Source organism: Lacicoccus kunmingensis DSM 17847 (genome assembly GCF_059568765.1).
The window spans coordinates 81,818-101,426 of record NZ_JCANUC010000008.1 but is presented as its reverse complement, the minus strand read 5'-3'; the positions used below and the strand labels follow the sequence as shown (position 1 = coordinate 101,426).

Annotated in this window: 19 protein-coding genes; 2 read left to right on the top strand and 17 right to left on the bottom strand. The window is 44.6% G+C overall.

Annotated elements, in window-relative coordinates:
* Positions 1-95: 95 nt before the first annotated feature.
* The 4 genes from BO48_RS09545 to BO48_RS09530 all read right to left on the bottom strand — a co-directional run bounded on the left by BO48_RS09545 (position 96) and on the right by BO48_RS09530 (position 3,617).
* Entirely contained in the window at positions 96-527 is a 432-nt protein-coding gene (locus BO48_RS09545; protein ID WP_496367213.1) for a VOC family protein, read from the bottom strand.
* Positions 528-621: 94 nt separating this feature from the next.
* Positions 622-1,389 carry a helix-turn-helix transcriptional regulator gene (locus tag BO48_RS09540; RefSeq protein WP_496367212.1) on the bottom strand — a complete coding sequence of 256 codons (768 nt, stop codon included), beginning with the start codon at positions 1,387-1,389 and terminating at the stop codon, positions 622-624.
* 15 nt (positions 1,390-1,404) lie between these two features.
* Positions 1,405-1,941, bottom strand: coding sequence for a DUF1572 family protein (locus BO48_RS09535; RefSeq protein ID WP_496367211.1), 537 nt, complete (start codon positions 1,939-1,941; stop codon positions 1,405-1,407).
* Positions 1,938-3,617 (bottom strand): CocE/NonD family hydrolase, encoded by a 1,680-nt coding sequence (locus BO48_RS09530; protein ID WP_496367210.1) that lies wholly within the window; start codon positions 3,615-3,617, stop codon positions 1,938-1,940. The genes BO48_RS09535 and BO48_RS09530 overlap by 4 nt, the downstream gene beginning before the upstream one ends.
* A 158-nt stretch (positions 3,618-3,775) precedes the next feature.
* Here BO48_RS09530 and pruA point away from each other — a divergent pair, with 158 nt between their 5' ends.
* Both pruA and BO48_RS09520 read left to right on the top strand, forming a co-directional pair.
* Entirely contained in the window at positions 3,776-5,320 is a 1,545-nt protein-coding gene (pruA, locus tag BO48_RS09525; protein ID WP_496367208.1) for an L-glutamate gamma-semialdehyde dehydrogenase, read from the top strand.
* A 219-nt stretch (positions 5,321-5,539) separates the two neighbouring features.
* Complete coding sequence (locus BO48_RS09520; protein ID WP_496367207.1) at positions 5,540-6,769, top strand: dicarboxylate/amino acid:cation symporter; 1,230 nt, start codon at positions 5,540-5,542, stop codon at positions 6,767-6,769.
* A gap of 126 nt (positions 6,770-6,895) precedes the next feature.
* Here the strand turns inward: BO48_RS09520 and BO48_RS09515 are convergent, their stop codons facing one another.
* From BO48_RS09515 to BO48_RS09455, 13 genes are all read right to left on the bottom strand, one after another.
* Entirely contained in the window at positions 6,896-8,062 is a 1,167-nt protein-coding gene (locus BO48_RS09515; RefSeq protein WP_496367206.1) for a M24 family metallopeptidase, read from the bottom strand.
* Between the two features lie 22 nt (positions 8,063-8,084).
* Entirely contained in the window at positions 8,085-8,531 is a 447-nt protein-coding gene (locus BO48_RS09510; protein ID WP_052255213.1) for a hypothetical protein, read from the bottom strand.
* A 14-nt stretch (positions 8,532-8,545) separates the two neighbouring features.
* Positions 8,546-10,186 (bottom strand): sodium/proline symporter, encoded by a 1,641-nt coding sequence (locus BO48_RS09505; RefSeq protein ID WP_052255214.1) that lies wholly within the window; start codon positions 10,184-10,186, stop codon positions 8,546-8,548.
* A gap of 3 nt (positions 10,187-10,189) precedes the next feature.
* Positions 10,190-10,342, bottom strand: a complete 153-nt coding sequence (locus BO48_RS09500) for a hypothetical protein (protein ID WP_496367205.1) — start codon at positions 10,340-10,342, stop codon at positions 10,190-10,192.
* Positions 10,343-10,527: 185 nt separating this feature from the next.
* The gene (locus BO48_RS09495; RefSeq protein WP_496367204.1) at positions 10,528-12,534 is read right to left on the bottom strand and encodes a penicillin-binding transpeptidase domain-containing protein; all 2,007 of its coding nucleotides are present in this window, start codon (positions 12,532-12,534) and stop codon (positions 10,528-10,530) included.
* A gap of 91 nt (positions 12,535-12,625) precedes the next feature.
* Positions 12,626-13,936, bottom strand: a complete 1,311-nt coding sequence (locus BO48_RS09490; RefSeq protein ID WP_496367203.1) for a CapA family protein — start codon at positions 13,934-13,936, stop codon at positions 12,626-12,628.
* Positions 13,923-14,759: a M15 family metallopeptidase gene (locus BO48_RS09485; protein WP_496367202.1), complete on the bottom strand. Its 837-nt coding sequence runs from the start codon at positions 14,757-14,759 to the stop codon at positions 13,923-13,925. The genes BO48_RS09490 and BO48_RS09485 overlap by 14 nt, the downstream gene beginning before the upstream one ends.
* Before the next feature lie 171 nt (positions 14,760-14,930).
* Positions 14,931-15,287, bottom strand: a complete 357-nt coding sequence (locus BO48_RS09480) for a SpoIIAA family protein (protein ID WP_496367201.1) — start codon at positions 15,285-15,287, stop codon at positions 14,931-14,933.
* Positions 15,288-15,379: 92 nt separating this feature from the next.
* Positions 15,380-16,282: a VOC family protein gene (locus BO48_RS09475; RefSeq protein ID WP_496367200.1), complete on the bottom strand. Its 903-nt coding sequence runs from the start codon at positions 16,280-16,282 to the stop codon at positions 15,380-15,382.
* Between the two features lie 124 nt (positions 16,283-16,406).
* Positions 16,407-16,808: an aspartate 1-decarboxylase gene (panD, locus tag BO48_RS09470; RefSeq protein WP_496367199.1), complete on the bottom strand. Its 402-nt coding sequence runs from the start codon at positions 16,806-16,808 to the stop codon at positions 16,407-16,409.
* 297 nt (positions 16,809-17,105) lie between these two features.
* Positions 17,106-17,624 carry a single-stranded DNA-binding protein gene (ssb, locus tag BO48_RS09465; protein ID WP_052255220.1) on the bottom strand — a complete coding sequence of 173 codons (519 nt, stop codon included), beginning with the start codon at positions 17,622-17,624 and terminating at the stop codon, positions 17,106-17,108.
* 31 nt (positions 17,625-17,655) lie between these two features.
* Entirely contained in the window at positions 17,656-17,964 is a 309-nt protein-coding gene (gene rpsF, locus BO48_RS09460) for a 30S ribosomal protein S6 (RefSeq protein WP_052255221.1), read from the bottom strand.
* 487 nt (positions 17,965-18,451) lie between these two features.
* Positions 18,452-19,609, bottom strand: coding sequence for a DUF418 domain-containing protein (locus BO48_RS09455; protein WP_496367198.1), 1,158 nt, complete (start codon positions 19,607-19,609; stop codon positions 18,452-18,454).

The window sequence follows — 19,609 nt, the reverse complement described above, 5'->3', positions numbered from 1 at the left end:
ACATCTATATATTAGCATATGTTCATATAATAATGAAAAGAAAGACTGCAGATCAGTGTGATTTCTGAAATGCAGCCTGTTTTAAGATTCAATCGTTACTCACCGCTCAACATCCAATTGACGCCGTACTTATCTTTGAAAGATGCAAACATCGGTGTCCATTCCGTTTCTTCGAGCGGCATCTGCACATCCACTCCGGATTCAACCGCCTGTTCATAAAATGAGATCATCCTGTCTTTTTCGGTTTCGAGGTTGAAGACGAAGGCCATCATTGCACCTTCATTATTGATGGGTTTCCTGTTCCATGTATCACTGATGTAGAAACCATGTCCCATGATTTCTATCTCGGCATGCATGACGAAGTTTTCTTTTATGTCTGCCGGAATATCTTTAAACTCGGAAGTATCCTCGAACATTGTGTCATCCATCATCTGTATGGAAATTAAAGAAGCATTGAAATTATTCTTATAATAGTCGATTGCTTCAAGTGCATTCTGGAAATTGAAATACTGAAAATGTTTGACCATTTGATTCTCTCCTCTCATTATTCATTCTTAAGATTCTGCTGATGGATATTCTACTCACATCAATTATAAAGTTTCCTGTCCTGTATTTATTATTCTAATCCGCTCTATATTCATTTCTCTGCTCTTTTAAAATATTGATGAATAACAGGGGAAGATTCAAAGTGATTGGAGGGTCTTCAGGCAGCGGCGGCCGCAAATTCAAAGTCTTTTTATATTTCCCGGGAAAAGTCATCTTCTCTTCCACTCTGCCTCTCAAATTATCTTTGTGGACAAAGATTTTGAGTGGATTGTAAGTTTTGTGAATGACACATGCAAGGCAGTAATAATCGCCGTTAGGCACATCGTTAAAATAAACGTCCCGTTCTTTATCGAATTTCAATATCGCTTTACCGATCACGGGAGACTGGTTTGGTATCGGCTTTTTGAACAACCCGATGAATATGATGCCTTCGAATGTCTCACTGGAAGTCAGACGGACGGTAAGGTCTGCCTGTTCGCTGACTTCTTCCAGCGGCTCATCATCTTCATACAGCTTATAATCGCTGTAAATCTTATAGTGCTGCATCGTCAGCTGTTTCGGCGACAAGATCATTGATTTTTTGATGCGGTTTGTAAAAGTCCCCTCGCTTAAATAGCCGGACTTCAACTGGATATTGAGGACGGAGGCATTCGTCTTTAAAAGCTGCTCTACACTGTTCTGCACTTTCAGGCTCACGAGATAATCCTGCGGGGTGACACCCGTTTCCTTTTTGAAGACACGATAAAAATGCGACTCACTATATCCGAAATAGTCAGCCGCTTCTTTTACCGTCGTATCATTGTAATGAGTTTTAAAGTATTCCAGTACTGCATTGATATCCATGGTCATCACCACCGGTTATTTATCGTGCTTCTTTTTCATTTCAGCCAGATACTTTTCCGATTCTCCTTTCGGTATCGTTAATGGATTAAATTCGCTGCCTTTAATCTGCTTGCCGATATATACAATCTGTCCTATGTGATAGGAATAATGGGACATTTGTCTTTCAATTGCTTCAATGACAATATGTTCTTCACTTCTGATGCGTATGGTTTCCAGCAAATTTTCACTTTCAAGATTTGATAATGTACCGAGGAGCGTGTCCCAGCCTTGTTCCCAACCATCAATTATTTCTTTTCTGGATTCCGCAGCATCCATGAATTCCGAGTCCCTGTCCCTCGATTCTTTTTCGCCGTCTGAAGTTAAAAAATCAGACCATCTTGAAATCATGTTGCCACTCAAATGTTTCATAATGACGGCAATACTGTTCGATTCTTCATTTATAGACCAATGCAGTTCCGAATCGTTCAACTGTTCAATCGTCCTGTCACCGAGCTGCTTAATATCTTTAAATTTTTCAATGACTGTTTTTAAGTATCTTTCTTCAATATTCATCTTGGAATCACCGGTAATTTGATATTTGACGGGTGCGCCCCATCATGATAAATCGTCTGCTTTGCCGTTTTCATCTCACTCGTCACGCCCAACGTGTCACCTGTGTTCAGCTGACGGTCATATTTTGGAAATGCGCTGGATGCCACTTCCACTCTGATTTTATGTCCTTTTTTAAATACATGGCTCGTGTTCCAGCAGTCGATTTCAAATTTATAAATTTCGCCCGGTGTTAAAAGCTCTGGCTTGTCCATACCCTTTTTAAAACGGCCTCTAACCATGCCGTCCGTCAGTCTCTGCACATATCCGCCGGGATGAACATCCAGAAGCTTCACCATGAAATCAGTATCCTTCGCATCGGTCGATGCATAAAGTTCCGCAGTCACCGGTCCCGTCACTTCTGTATCTTCAGAGAGTGTCTCCGTCGAATAGACAAGCATATCATCACGTCGTTCAATCGCCGAGTAATCATCCGGTCCGCCGATCTGATGGGACACCAGTTCCGTGATGAACGGCACGGGGGCTGACGGATCATAGTCATACTGGTCCGCTTCACTCTGCTTCGGTATTTCCGTCTGCAGCGTGCCATCGCCGAACCTTGAATTCGCCCTGCCGCTGCTGTTCAAATAATATTTGGTCCACTCCGTCCGTTTAAGCGGCCACTCGTATTCTTCGCGCCATTCATTATCGCCCATGACGAAAATGTCCACAGGTGCAGCGTTCTCCTGCCCATGGTTTTTATTTTTCAAATAAAAGTCGAACCACTTGAGCTGGTAATCGTTCATATTGATCAATGCATCTTCACCGAAGTCGATTCCCCCGACTTTCGTCGAGCTGTTAACCTGATGTGACCACGGGCCCATCAGCAGCCGCTGCTGGTTTTTGGATTTCTTATCCTTCTGTGTATGCGTCATACCATGAAAATTCAACGGGGTGCCGATCTGCTCATCGTCATACCAGCCGGAAATATGCAGCACAGGCAGGTCGATATCATCGAATTTATCCTGATAGCACAATTCTTTCCACCAGTCATCGAGATGGTTATGACTGACCTCTTCGCGCCAGCGTTCGGAATATCTGCCGGACGCTTTATCCATGTCGATCAGCGGCAGTGTTTCATATACGCTTTCCCAGTCGACCAGACTGATATTCTGCTGGACCCGACCGCTTGTCATATATGTCCAGCAGATACTGTGGGGTCCGGGCACACCTGTCGGCCATTCTACAAACGGATCGGACGGTGTGACGATCGGTACCATCGTTTTCAGGGACGGCGGCTGATGCAGTGCGGTGAGCCACTGGATTCTGCCGAGATATGAGCCGCCGAGTGTACCGATATTTCCGGTACAATAATTTTGTGCAGCCAGCCATTCGATTGAATCATAGCCGTCGGCGCCTTCATTTCTGTACTCTTTGAACACACCCTCAGAGTCTCCCCGGCCTCTGACATCCATCACCATGACGATGTAGCCGTGCTGTGCAAAAAACATCCCGGTATCATGATGTGCTGCCGTCGATTTTCCATATGGTGTCCGGATGACGATGCCCGGAAACTCCCCTTTTTCTTCCGGAAACTCTCCTTTTTCTTCCGGTCTGTAAATATCTGCGGATAATTTTATGCCGTCACACATCCTCACGGTTTCACCCCTGAATACCTGTACTTCCAAACGATTTTCCATTGAGATTCCCCTTTATATATTTCCTTTCATTTTAACGAATATTGCGACTTTTTACCACTTTGAAATGTAAGCCTTTTCTTTTGCATAATCCTAAATTTTTAGGGTAGAATAAACATATGCGCTTTCTCGCAATAATTTTATTTTAGGAGGAATTTTTAATGGTATTGCCTTACAAAGCAGAGGCTGCGACTGATTTTACACAAGAATCAAACAAGCAGGCATTCAAACAAGCATTAGAGCAAGTGAAAGAAGATTTTGGTGTTCACCGTCCACTCGTAATCGGTGGAAAAGAAATTATGACAGACGATAAAACGACTGTTATCAATCCTGCTGATAAAGAGCAGATTCTTGGTCATGTTTCAAAAGCTAAAACAGATCATATCGAGCAGGCTTTCGAAGCTGCTGAAGAAGCATTTGAATCATGGAGTGCGTGGACTGCAAAGGAACGTGCAGATCTGCTTTTAAGAGTTTCAGCAATCATTCGCCGGAGAAAACATGAATTCTCAGCATTAATGGTGTACGAAGCTGGTAAACCATGGAATGAAGCTGATGGAGATACAAATGAAGCAATCGACTTCATTGAATACTATGCCCGCTCAATGGTGGAATTGGCAGACGGTAAACCGACACTTGACCGTGAAGGTGAAACAAACAGCTACTTCTATCAGCCGATGGGTGTCGGTGTAACAATCTCGCCGTGGAACTTCCCATTCGCGATCATGGCAGGTACGACACTTGCACCGGTTGTTGCAGGTAATACAGTACTGTTAAAACCTTCAGGAGATACACCTCTGATTGCATATAAACTGATGGAAGTCCTTGAAGAAGCAGGACTGCCTGCAGGCGTGGTCAACTTTGTCCCTGGTTCATCACGTGACATCGGTGACTACATGGTAGACCACCATAAAACACACTTCATCACATTTACAGGTTCTAAAGGCGTTGGACTCCGCATCACGGAAAGAGCGGCAGTCGTTCAGGAAGGCCAGCACTTCCTTAAACGCACAATCACTGAAATGGGCGGTAAAGATACAATTGTCATTGATAAAGATGCTGACCTTGATGTGGCAGCTGAATCTATCGTCACTTCAGCATTCGGCTTCTCAGGACAGAAATGTTCAGCATGTTCACGTGCTGTCGTTCACGAAGATGTTCATGATGAAGTACTTGCAAGATCAATCGAACTGGCGAAAGAACTGACTGTAGGTAACACAGTGGACAACACTGACATGGGACCTGTTGTCAGCCAGAAACAGTTCAACAACATTAAAGAATATATCGAAACAGGCAAAAAAGAAGGTAAACTTGAATTTGGCGGAGAAACAGACGATTCCACTGGATTCTTTGTGCACCCGACAATCTTCTCAGACCTTGATCCGGAAGCTGTAATCATGCAGGAAGAAATCTTCGGGCCTGTTGTCGGCTTCACTAAAGTTAAAGATTTCGAAGAAGGTCTTAAAGTTGCAAACAACACTGAATACGGTCTGACTGGTGCAGTCATCACGAATACACGTGAAAACTGGCACTTGGCAGTTCGCAAATTCGATGTTGGTAACCTTTACCTGAACCGCGGCTGTACTGCAGCTGTCGTTGGATACCACCCATTCGGCGGTTTCAAACTTTCAGGTACAGACCAGAAGACAGGCAGCCCGGATTATCTGCTTAACTTCTTGAACCAAAAAGTCGCTTCAGAAATGTTTTAATTGAAAGACTTGAATTTCGCTCCATCCTTTTGGATGGGGCGTTTTTTTATTCTAAATGAAATGAAAACGAAACCATTGATCACCTCGCTTAAAACATGTATTGACAGGTCCGTTTTAAATTGTTAGAATTTAATCACTTTTTTAAATTTAATAATTTTTTAAATTGTTTTTCGGTACTTCTGCAGCCTGCTGCCATCATCTTTTAAGGAGCAAATTTCAATGAAAAAATTACTGACAGGAAAAAATCATCTATTCACCCGCATTGCCATCGGTTTTGGACTGGGTATACTGCTGGGAATAATTTTCCCCGAATTCTCCATCCAGACAAGCTTTGTCGGAGATATTTACTTAAACCTGATCCAAATGATGATTATTCCGGTCATTTTTGTAGCTGTTTCCACAGGCATCATCAATATCGGCAGCTCACAGGATCTCGGCCGTATCGGTTTAAAGAGTATTATAGTTTTCGTGCTGATGTTCATCGGTACAGCTGCCATCGGTCTGGTCATTTCCTACCTGGTCCGTCCGGGTCAGAGAATCGATGTTGAATCTGCCGGGTATGACGGAGAAGTTGCAGAACCGACATTGGCTGAATTCTTTATGAATATCGTTCCCGACAACTTATTTATGGCCATATCCGAAGGTGATATACTGGCGACGATTTTGTTCACCGCCATCTTCTCCATTGCGATTGTCATCGTCGGTAAGGAAGCCGAACCCGTAAAGAATGTGATCAACAGTCTTTCAAAAGTCATTTTCAAAGTACTGGACTTTATTATGGAAACGACACCGATCGGTATCATTTCACTGATGGCATTTGCGGTTGCTGAATACGGCACCGGGATTTTCTCAGCGCTCGGACTCTACATATTTACCGCATATCTCGGATGTATTATGGCTTTCATCATTGTCATGCTTATACCTGTATGGCTATATACCGGTCGGACACCATTACAATTCATCAAAGGTATATACAAAGTATGGCTGGTTTCATTATCTACAACGAGCTCCGCGGTTACCCTGCCGACAACGATGCGCGTTTCAAAAACGGATTTCAAAGCATCTGAATCCATTACGAATTTTGTCGTCCCGCTTGGTACCACCATTAATATGGCCGGTGGTGCAGTATCATTCAGTGTGCTTGCGGTATTCGTTTCCGACTTTTACAACTTGCCGCTCGATGTCGGCCAGATCATCTATCTTGTCCTGATTGCTACAGTATTGAATATGGCTGCCCCCGGTATTCCCGGCGGCGGTATCGTCCTCGGCGCATCATTTTTAACGCTGCTCGGACTGCCGATTGAAATGATGGGGCCGATTGCTGCGATTTACCGTCTGCTTGATATGGCATATACAACGATGAATGTTACCGGCGACGCAGCTGCCAATCTGCTGGTTGATCAATCAGAGAAGAAGCGTAGGCTGAAACTGAACCAGAGCCATTCGTAAAAATACAAAAGATTAAAAAAGAGTCACTGGAAAATAAAATCCAGTGACTCTTTGTGTATGGGGCTATTGTGTATCGTCTATGCCCTGCTCACTTACGGCTGATTTCATCTCTATGTGAGCAGGGCTTTATTTTCCTACGATCAGCTTGTCATGGTCTTTCGTAAACGGTGTTAAATATTCTACCCCGTCTTTAGTGACAAGTATGCTGTCGCCGACCTGGGTGCGGTAGTTGTCAGAGTCCGTACCTCCGTCGACGGCAAATACCATGCCTTCTTCAATGACCGCCTCGCTGTTTTTCGCAAGTTCCGGGGAGGCAGTGTATGAGAATCCTAAAGAGCGGCCGGCTCTGAACGGAATCGGATAGCCATTGTCTTCGATGACTCCGGCATATGCCTCAAATACGTCTTTCGCATACGCACCGGGCTTAATCTGGGCTATCGCAGATTTCTGTGCCTTTTCGGCCACATCGAGCATTTTTGCAGCCTCGTCGTTGATGTCGCCGACGAAAAGTGTACGGTCGAATCCGACGAAGAAGTTTTTGAACTCTGCCGTACCGCAGTGGCAGATGAAGAGTGGCTCGCCATGGACGAGTTTCGTCATGCCGCTCCTGTGGTGGCACATTGTGATTTCGCTTCCTGAGCTCATAATCTGTTTATTTCCGATGCCGGGATAGTTAAAGGGCTGCACATGCTGATAGTGTTCTTCCATCAGCTTTGCTGCGTGGCGTGTACCCGCTTCTTTTGATGCGAGTTCCACTTCGTATTCATAAACCCCGGATGCTGCGACTTTCATCGCACCTTTCAGCATTTCCACAGCGACTTCGCCTGCGTGTCTTGCGACTTGGATTTCCTGCGGATCTTTAATGCTCCTGAGCCTGTCTATTTCCGGCCCGATATCGGATATGCGGTCTTTTGGAATCACTTCTCCGATAAAGTCCCAGACGACGCGCGGCATCCACATATAATCGACGGAAACTTTGTCATTTTTATATTTGTCCAGATACTTTTTCAGATCCGGGCGCCACTCCCCGTCTATGCCGTCTGTCCACGGAATGATTGTTGTGACATCCGTCTGTTTGTGCGCCATTTCTTCTTCCATTACAGGAACAATAAGTACTGATTCGCCGTCTACAGTCTGGATGAAGATATTCGGCCGGCCCCACTCGATACCAAGAGCGCCGTGATAACCTGTCAGATAATAGACGTAGTCCGGATTCATAATGACTGCGACTGCATCGCCCTGTTCTTGAAGTTTATCGATGACCCGTGATCTTCTTGATTTGAAATCAAACACAGTATCCCTGCTTTCATATAGATTATAGATCTTCGCCCGTCAGACCTTTGACAGAATCGACCAATATTTCCTTGCCGTCTATTTCTGAGAAGAAAAATGCCTTGTATACTTCCTGCTGCTGTACAATTTCTATTTCAGGGTTTTTGAATGCATGAAATTTATGCATCACCCATCTGATTACCAATTTTCGCGCTTTATTGATGGCTTCTTCCGTAGTCAGTACCGGGGGCACCAATGCTGAAGAATCTATATTGATTTCATTCGTTTCTGGGAACATATTTGAACGGAGCGGCACACCTTTTACAAGGTCCACCGTAATGACCGTCCATGCCGTTCTCGGTTTCATGAATATCCGCGGCATGGTCACTTTACATAATACGATCAAGTACGGATAACCAACCAGTTCCCTATCGCTCAGATCCATTGGTGTATTGATGATAGAGACCTGTTGGTTTTCAACGTTATCCATCTATTTTCATCCTTTTATCCATTCGTTTCAGCTGTTCCCGTCGTTCTGAATGTACCCGCCGATTTATAATCACGGTCAATCAGGTCCATAATAATTTCTTTTTCAGTCTTATTGTCCAGGTTGCTCGCTTTCAGATTTTCAATGACTTGTTCATCCGAAGGCAGGAATGAAAATCTGCCAAGTTCGTTCTTCTCGGTGAAGTCATCCCATAACTTATCAAAGTCATCGTCTTCAGGCGGTCTTGTGAACAGACTGACCACAACGATTGCAGCCAATGCCGCAATAAACGCCGGTCCGCCTTCATAAATATCAACCGGCGGCCAGAAATACCAGATGACTGTTACAACCGGTCCGACAATCATACCTGTGATTGCTCCGACTTTAGTGACACCCTTCCAGAAAATTGAAAGGATAATCGGCGGTCCGAAACATGTAGCGAGACCCGCCCATGCGAAGACTGCCAGCCAGAAGACCGAGTCAAGCGGGTTCAGGGCGATGATGATTGCGAACGCACCGAGTACAGCCGTTGCGATACGGGAGATAAGAATTGTCTTATCCTCTCTGAGCTCGCCTTTATTGAAAATTTTATTCCACATATCTTCAGCGATCGTTGAAGATGCAATCAGCAGCATGGAGTCGATTGATGACATCATTGCAGACAATGCCGCTGCAACAATGACACCTGCTAGCCACCAAGGCAAGAGTTCAACGGTCATTGTCGGGAAAATATGTTCCGGATTCTCAATGCCCGGGAATAATGCAAGGCCCGACATACCGATAAGAACGGCACCGTAGTATGCAATCATCATCCAGACGATACCAATCAGTGCAATACGTTTTACATCACGCGTATTTCTCAGTGCCATGTAACGCACCAGAACGTGCGGGGAACCGTTGAATCCGATTCCGATGAATAAGTAACTGATAATAGCGATCAGGCCCGCCACTGTCAGTGCCGAGTTGCCGAAGAATGGTGCAAGGAATTCCTCGCCCATCATATCTGACAGCTGGTAGCCCATTTCCGTGAAGCCGCCAATTTCTATAATACCGAGAATCGGCAATACGAAAAATGCAAATGCCATCAGTAAACCTTGTATAAAGTCAGTCAGGGACACCGCAAGGAAACCGCCCATCATCGTATAGATGATCGTAACGATACCGCCGACGATGACACCTGTCGAAAAGCTGACTCCAAGTACGACTTCAAATAAAACACCAAATGCCACGAACTGAGCCGTAACATATACCGTCATGAAAACTGTCATGACAACGATGGAGACCCATCTCATGACATGTGTATCATCTTTGAAACGTGCGGACAGGAAATCCGGCACTGTAATTGAATTCTGCAGCTCTGATAAACGGCGTATCCTTTTTGCGAAGAACAGCCAGTTGAAGATGGAGAACACACTGGATACTGCGTTCCATGCTGCACTCATACCAGTCGAGTATGCCTCACCAGGCAGACCGACCGTCATAAAACCACTGGATTCCGATGCTTTTTCACTCATGGATAGAACCCATGGCCCAAGATTCCTTCCGCCAAGAAAATATTCGGAAGAACCTTTACTGCTTAATCTGGCAGACCACATACCGAGGCCCAACAGAAATACGAGATACAAGATAACAATTATTAGTATACCGGTACCACCCATTGATTAAGCCTCCTCATTTCCTTTTTGTTTTTTAAAAAGTTCATTTTCCAGTTTTTCCATTTTGAGTTCCCGTATATACCATATGACGACTGAACCGATAAAAAGTATGGGCGGCAAAATTAAAATCAGCCATCCTGATAATGGAAATGCGTCCATATTGAAAATCTCCTTCCCGTCAGAATTCTTTGTTAAAAATCACTTGAACGTCGAGCGAAATTATTCAGATAATTATAAAAAGCTTAGCATAGTAAAATTGGATAGTAAACCGAATGGTTGCAGTTTTACACCTTAAAAAACGCTTATCCTGTATATATAAAGAATAAGCGTTTTTTACTATTTTATTATTCTGCATCTCTGTACTCATCTTGAATATCCGCAAATTTCTGTGCTGAATATTCACTCATGCCGCGATCTTCCACATCTTCAGCGTAAAGACTTAAAATCATGTCTTTTGAATCCTGATCATAACCGATGAACCAGCCCGTTTCCGAACCGCGTGTGTCCTGTGACATTTTATTTTCACTGGTGCCTGTCTTGCCTGCAAATGACGCATAGTCCCGTTCCATATCGCTTGCGTGGTAATCGGTCACGACGCTTCTCATTGCACTTTCAAGGTAGTCCAGATCATCCTCGTCTGCGATGTTCTCCACCTGGATTTCATCTTCAGAATCCGCAAGTATATGCGGCACGTAAATATCGCCGCCGTTGATGACACCTGCATAGATCGAAGTGATCTGTATCGGTGAAATCAGCAGCTCACCCTGGCCGTATGCACTGTCGGCAAGCAGTACTTCATTTTCAATCGGTTCCTCGTTTGCCACCTGGCTTGTATATATCGGATAGTCTGTATCATACTCTGCACCGATTCCGAGCGCGTGCATGCCTTCGGTGAAGCGTTCGCCCCCAATTTCCAGCATCGTCTGTGCAAAGTAGATATTGTCGGAACTTGTGATAGCCCGGTCAAGGTCGAACGCGCCGTCTTCCACATGATAGCGGTTGACGCTGTAGCCGCCCCATGAATCATCCTGCTGCCAGCTCTTGCCTGTAATTTCACGGGTCGCATCACGGTCAAATCCATCGGTATTGAGCGCAACCAATGCAGAAAGAATCTTCTGGGTCGAACCCGGTGAAGTCGTCCGGTTGAATTTACCGATGAGCGGGTTTTCATCATCCTCCTGAAGTTCTTCCAAATCATTCTGGCTGATGCCGAACATGAAATCATACGGGCTCGGGCTCGGATAGCTGACCGTGGCAAGCATATCGCCGTTGGCCGGATCCATTGCCACACTTGAGCCTGAATCATCTTCCATCTCACTGTAGATGATTTCCTGCAGCTCCTTATCTATCGTCAGTACAATATCCGATCCGTCTTCGGCCGCTTCATTGAATAAAGTCTCGACGACATTGCCGCTGTCATCCGTAATCGCGATTTCATAACCGCTTTTCGGCTGAAGACGTTCATCGTATAACTGTTCGAGTCCGCGCTTGCCGGTCACATCGCCCTCGCTTAAATAATCCGATTCTTCAAGTTCTTCTGCATTCACGCCGCCGACATAGCCGAGCAGATGGAATGTTGCCGCATCCAGCGTATATTCACGGGCAGGCTCTTCCTGCACCTGCAGATTGTTCTCTTCAAAACCGGCTTTGTCCTCATCAGAAAACCGGTGTGTTTCCTTAATGGGAACAAACATCCCTTCACTGATCCACTCCTGATTGAAAGTGCTCTCCAGTGATTCCTCACTGATTTCAAGCGTATCGCTCAGAGCCGTCAGGTCTTCTTCTTCAACCTCTCCGGCAATAAAGCCGACCACTTCCTTATGACCGTTGAACGCCAGGGGTTCTCCGGATTTATCCTGGATTTCACCGCGCTCACCTTTAGTGAAGTTGAAGTCCAGTACATGATTGCCAAGCTCCGGAATGATCATGTCAGGTGTCCATTCCACATGCCAGTCATTCTCTTCCTCATTGTATAAAAGGCTTACCTCGATATCTTTGGTAAGTTCGCCGTATGCGGAATCGATTGCCCATTCCCCGTCGTAGATCTTATGGACATCTGTAGAGTTTTCTTCATCCAGTTCTAGGTTGTTGATTTCTCTTTTTTCAACGCCCAGATCTTCGTAAAACTTTTCATAACGTTCTGTCACATCTTCAGCGCTGTATTCTTCTCTATGCTCTGCGCTGAGATTTTCATAGATTTCTTCATAGCTGCCTTCTTCAAAATTTGAAACATATTCATTCAATGCTTCATCTTCATTTGCCTGGAAAATATTCGTAAAGTTTAATAATACTATTACAGTGACTGCGAGAACCGCTATCACGCCAATTATGATGCCAATCCATTTCTTCATCTTTACACCTGCAATTTCATGATTTAAAAAGAATAAACGAACAAATCATTAACTCTGAGCGTTAATCGATCATCCGTTTATTCAGATTTCATTATTCTAAATTCAACCTTGAATTTGTCCGTTCAAGCGAGCGGTCGAGACGTTCCAATATACTGTCCGGCAGATTTTCGTCACCCTGGAAATCTTCTACAGGCAGTATCTCATAATCAAACGGTCTCTCGCCGGTCTCACTGTGGCGGTACACCCATGTCGGCGTGTAGCTGATGTCGGCCACTGTCGTTTCATTAGATGCCGTATCTTTTTCAATATCGAAGTGCATAATGACGCCGTCTTCATTCGGCTGGAAGTCCTCTCCGATTGTTTCAAGGCGCTGGTTGGAAACGAAGTTACCTAGTGAGTAAGCGACGAATGCTTCATGTTCACCGTCGCTGGATTCAATGGTTTCCCCGCGCTGCAGCACGTGCGGATGGGAACCGATGATGAGGTCCACGCCCTGATCCGCTAAAAACTGTGCGTAATGTTTCTGGCTGTCACCCGGCTCCTCTACATATTCAGGGCCCCAGTGCATGTATGTGAGAATGATGTCCGGTTCATCCGCTTTCGCTGCATCGATGGCCGCTGTCAAATTCTCTTCAGAGATGACATCAATCATATTATGCACTTCTTCGTCCGTATACGGCTCGTCCATGCCGTTCATGCTTTCTGTAAACGCGAGCAACGCCACTTTGATGCCGTTGACATCTTTAATGACATGGCGCTCTTCCGGTGCTTCCTCATATGTACCCACAACATCCATATCCGCTTCCTCAAGCTTCTGGACTGTGCGTTCGATGCCCTGTGCGCCCATGTCCAGGCTGTGGTTATTGGAAGTGACGATTGAATCAAACCCTGCATACTCCACACCTTCGACAATTGCATCCGGTGTATTGAACAACGGATAGCCCGTGTAGCCCCTGTCCTCACCCGCAACTGTCGTTTCAAAGTTGCCGATTGCAAGGTCCGCCTCTTCCAGATAAGGCTTCACGTGTTCAAAGACCGGTTTAAAATCGTATGAATCCGTCTCTTCTACGTAAGCGCCCCAATACTGCTCATCATGGGCCATTATATCGCCGACGGTCGAGATTGTAATTTCCGTCGTTTCAGATTCTGATGCCGCTTCGCCGTCCGCTTCCGAGCCGCTGTCATCCGAGCCGTCACTTTCCGGGTCATCGCCGTTTGTCCCCCCGTCATTTTCACTGTTTTCCGATTCTTCATCCACTGACACTTCTTCACCCGGTTCACCGTCATCGTTCAAAAAGGTGAAAGTGCCGTATGCCGCCCCGATGACCACAATGAGCAATAATATGGGAACCAGTATTTTAAATAAGATTGAAATGTTTTTATTCTGCTCAGTTCTCTTCAATGTCTATCCCACTCTCCATAATATATTCTTCATAAGTCAGACCACTTTCTTTTATATCATGCGCCAGCTCTTTGCCGACATATCTCAAATGCCACGGTTCATACATGTAGCCGGTAATATCTTCCTTGCCTTCATGATAGCGGATGATAAAGCCGTAAACGTGAGCGTTGTCTTTTACCCATTCGCCTTCAGCCGTCTCACCGAAAGATTCCAACAGTTCATAGCCGACACTTTCACTCGTCACATCCATTGCGAGCCCCGTCTGATGTTCACTGGCCCCCGGCGGTGCACTGAAACGGCTCGCCGCTTCCTCACCGTGCGTTTCCACGTAACTCCCGTATTGTATCTCCTGGGTCCCGTATGAACGGTAGCCGGACCTTGCATATAATATAATGCCCGCTTCCTCTGCCGTTGCAAACATCTGCTTCAATGCGTCAGCTGCCGGGGCCCGGAGCTGATTGATTTCCAAATGCTCCGGGAATATCAACGGCACTTCGACAGCCACCAGATCACGCGGTATATAATCTTCGCTCAGCAGGTACTGCCTGTTTACAAGCGCCTCGATACCAGCCTCATCAAAAATTTCTTCTTCAGTTACAAGCTCATATGTACGTTCTTCAATCTCTTCCGATTCAGATGTCTCTTCTGCAGACTCTTCCCCCTCGTCAGCTTCCCCAGAGGTTTCTTCGATTTCATCCTGTGCTTCCGTCGCTTCAGGTGCTTCCGATTCTTCAGTTTCTTCCGCCGGTTCGGAGTGACATGACGCGAGTATCAATACCGCAAACATTATCCAAAGGCACTTTCCATCTATAATATGTTTCATTGCATTCACCTTAATATACGTATTTTACTTAGTTTCATTTAACCACAGTACGGCGCTCTATACCATCACTAAGTGAAAAAGACCCGGATTGTCTCGGGTCTTTTCAAAAGTTCATTTTTAAAATAAAACCATCCAAATGTTTGTCTGTCCCAGGTATGGCGTCATTCAGCCTTATTCGCTGAGCCAGCTCCAGGCGTCGTCCATTTCTGCCTTATCATACTCTCTGACGTTAAGGCCGGGGAGGTAGTCTGCCACAGAAGCTGCTTTTTTCAGTCTTTCATCATCGGTGACAAAAGCAATTTTTTCATACTGGTTCCAGTACCACATATCGACGAATGTACCTTTCACCAAGGCGCCGACTTCGACATTCTGTATCTTTTTAAAGTAGGCAAGTACATTGATTTCACTACTTTCACCGTAATGTCTGCTTATAAATTCAGCGGCTTCATCTGTATCTTTTTTAGTCACGCCGCCGTCCACTTCCATATAAATGACATTTGGATAATCACTTTCAGTTATTTTCAACATATTGGGTCATAACTCCTTCTCGAGACATTTATTAATTGGTTACCCTTTATCACTGTTTAAAAACGTGATATAAGCGCTGGATCGAGCTGGTCTCAGGATTGATGATAAGCAGCTTCCAATTTGGCAATATCAAACTTTTCCATCTTCAGAAAGGATGCGGTCACGCGTTTCAGCTGTTCGGCTGTGCCCGCCTCCACCATCTCATCCATCACTTTAGGTACGACCTGCCACGATACACCATATTTGTCCTTCAGCCAGCCGCACTGTTCAGATTCCGGCACATGTGACAGCTTGTCCCAGTAATAATCGATTTCTTTCTGGTCTTCACATTTGACGAGGAGCGACACCCCCTCGCTGAAGTTGAATTCATGTTTTTCAGCCGAATCCATCAATGCAAAACACTGATTTTCCAGCTCGAACTGGCCATGCATGATATGATCCGTCATATTCGGTTCCATATTTCCCGGGTAATAATAAACTCCGTCCGTTTTTGAATCATTGAAGATGTCCATATAGAAGTTCATCGCATCTTCCGCTTTGCCGAGATTATCATTGATGAACATCATGGCGGGTATGATCCGGCTGTCGATTTCTTCTGCCGGTACTTCCGTCCGGTACAGTTGCCAGGACACCCCGTATTTATCCTCTGCCCAGCCGTACAGTTCGCTGAAGTCGTATTTCTGAAACGGCATCAGAACTTTGCCTCCCTCCGTCAGTGCTTCCCAGATGTTTTGAAACTCATCCTGTTCATCTTTGGAGAAAATGACCATAAATGAAATGGAGGGATTTTTTGTGACGTAAGGTCCTGCACTGATGCCCATAAAACGATAATCCATCACTTCGAAGTCGACCTGCTCCGCATCGCCGGACGGCGTCTGTTCAAAAATATTTGAATTTATCATTCTCGCATCCGGGAACAGGCTGGTGTAAAATTCAGCGGCTTCCATTGCTTCAGTATCAAACCACAAGTGCGGTACAATCTTTTGATAAGACAAAATGACTCACCCCTTTAATTTAGTGACTGCATTTTACAATGGAATCGGTTTTTATTTTTATTCTAATCTGCTTATTTCTAAAAAATGACGGTCTGAGATTGTCCAAGCCGCCATTTTATATCGGTTATTCCACATTTTGAACGTCTGCGATCATCTGTGCGAGATCGTGCTCTTCGATGTTTGTAATCTGATTGTGCTCATCCATGAACACGACTTTCGGTTTCAGCTTCTGAATCTCTTCTTCTGACATTTCCGCCATGCTTAAAATAATGACGAGGTCGCCTTTTGAAAACAGATGGGCAGGCGGTCCGTTCAGACAGATTTTTCCGCCTTCCGCTTCAGCAGGCAGTGCATAAGTCTTCCACCTTGCCGCATTTCTCAGATTTGTTATCTGCACCATCTCGTAAGGATGGATATTCGCTTCTTTCATCAATTTCGCATCTATCGTAATACTGCCTACGTAATCAAGATCAGCTTCAGTTACAGTTGCACGGTGCAGTTTTCCTTTACACATCATTCTTTTCATTTGAAACTCTCCTCCCGGATTTGCCAATCCCCTTTAAATCTTCGGATGATGTTTTATTCGAATGACGGATCAGCCAGAATGCATATCATGTATGATAAGCATCTTTATTTAACGTTACACTAACATAAAACAGCTGGGAATTGAAAACATAAAGAAGCGCCTGTGACAGAGTCACAGACGCTTTACACACATTTTATATTAAACATCCACACACATTGGACGTTTTTTTGATTACACACACAGTTCACACACGTAATACGAAATTATTTCTATACTTTAATTAATTATGGTTAAATCTTAAAACGGTAAGTCATCATCACTGATATCCACCGGGCCATCTGCATTGGCAAATGGATTCTCCTCAGTTTTATCCTGTCTTGGTGATGATTGGGCAGGTCTGGAGCCAGTTGACTGGTTTCCAGCGCCTCCACCGTATGCATTTGCATAATTATCTGCTGAGTTATAATTATTTTGAGATTGATTACTACCTTGTTGTCCTTTTGGCTCTAAAAACTGAACACTGTCACATACAACCTCGGTCACATAAACTCTCTGGCCATCTTTATTCTCATAGTTTCTGGTCTGAATTCTGCCATCAATACCTACGAGACTGCCTTTTTGTACATACTGGTTAACATTTTCCGCCTGTTTACGGAAAGTAACACAGTTTATAAAATCCGCACCACGTTCACCATTTTGCCCTGTAAAAGGACGATTGACTGCCAGGTTGAAAGTTGTAACAGATATATTGTTCTGACTGACTCTAAGTTCCGGGTCACGTGTTAAGCGACCGACCAATACAACACGGTTTATCATGCAATCAACTCCATGTCATTATTTGACTAAATTATTTGCTTGCTTTTTCTTCTGCCTGCTCATCACGGACAATGATATGACGAATGATATCATTGCTGATCTTAGCAAGACGCTCGAATTCTTGAGTAGCTGTGCCATCATCATTAACTTTGATGATTTGGTAATATCCATCTGTGAAATCATTGATTTCATAAGCTAAACGACGTTTACCCCACTCTTTTGATTCGACGATTTCCGCACCATTTGTAGTTAAAAGGTTATCAAAACGCTCTACTAAAGCTGTTTTTTCTTCCTCCTCAATGTTTGGGCGGATAACATATAAAATTTCATATGCTCTCATCTTCTGCACCTCCTTATGGTCTTTGACGGCTAATAACAACTCGTTATTAACAAGGAATAATTTTCATTACTCACAATCAATTATTATATCAGCAATGTGGACTTATTACAATAAATTTCTCCCGGTTTTTATTTTAAAAATTTCTTTTGGGAGTATGTTTGATGCAGCAGGGTAAAATAAAGTGAATTCAAATTAAGGGCTGCGAGGCGGTGCTATAACTCACTTCTTTTTGAACTGGTTATAGCAAAAAACAAGCTCTGGCGCTATAACTTAAGTAATTCCACCCTACTTATAGCAGAAATCACTTCCAAACGCTATAACATGGCTAATTTCATGCGAGTTATGGCGTAAAACAAGCTTCGGCGCTATAACTTAAGTATTTTTAGATATGTTGTGGCACGAAACACCAAATTTCACAGGTTTCGTGTCACCGGCAGCAATAAAAAACTCCAAAACCCTCATCTATGCGGAGGATTTTGGAGTTTTATCATGTTTTATAGGTGAGTTTTCTCATCCAGATTTCAAGCAGACCCTGCTTTTCGTGCTGCTCCATGAAATACGCAACAGTCAGCGTAACCGCCCACAGCAGTACCGCAAAAATGAAGCCGCTGGTGATGCTGATATGCGCACCGAGATCGAATGCGATCGGCGACAAGAATAATACAATCAATATTTCATGCAGGACGAAAAATGTCAGAGAGCGTTTACCCATCGCCCCCATGGCGACAATCACTTTATTCGATGAATTGATCTTATGGCCTAAAATACCGAATAACGCCGCGTAACCAAGGCCGGCAAATAACCCCGAAATGATATGGACGCCGTATATCAGACCGGCGTTAAAATACGACGGGAATATGACATCGTTGATCAGCACGAGCGGGACTGCCCCGATGATGGAAATCGAAAGTGTGATCACCATCACCTTTTTCAAAAACGGCAGATGGTCGCCGGGCTTTATTAAAACATTCAGCTGCCCCAGCCAGAATCCCATCAGCACGGACGGAATGACCGGAAACATCAGATGGGTGAACAGCGGTACGAATGGAATGCTGAAAAGACGCGCCCAGACTGTATTGAAGTATGTTTCTTCACCGGTGAATTCAACAGGGATGCTGTACCCTTCCATTGCAAATAAAATCCCGCCCCATAACAGGGAAATAAATACTGCGTAGATGACGGTTGTTACAGCAGTCCAGATCAGCAGCGTCTTATTGCTCCTGCCGAGAAAAGGCAGAAGTATGATTCCTGCAATGCCGTAAACCATCAATATATCCTGACCCCAGAAAACACCGGTTAAAATCATGCCGAACAGAATTAAATAAATGCATCTGCGGAGGATGAGACGCTTCGCTTCATGAATACTGCTCCGCCTGCTCTGCTTGTTGTATATCATAATGATGCCGTAGCCGAACAACACTGCAAACAGCGGCCGGGCACGGTTGTCCACGAAAAACTCCATCATCATATTTATGAAACTTTCAAAAGCGTTTCCAGGCGCCATTTTAGTGACGACACCGGGTTCACTCAAGTACATCATCAACGGTACGTGTGACAAAATAATGAGAAACAGCATCGAACCGCGGGCGAGATCCAGTGACAGCGCCCGCTTACTTTTCATTGTCTGTGTTTTCACTTCAAACAT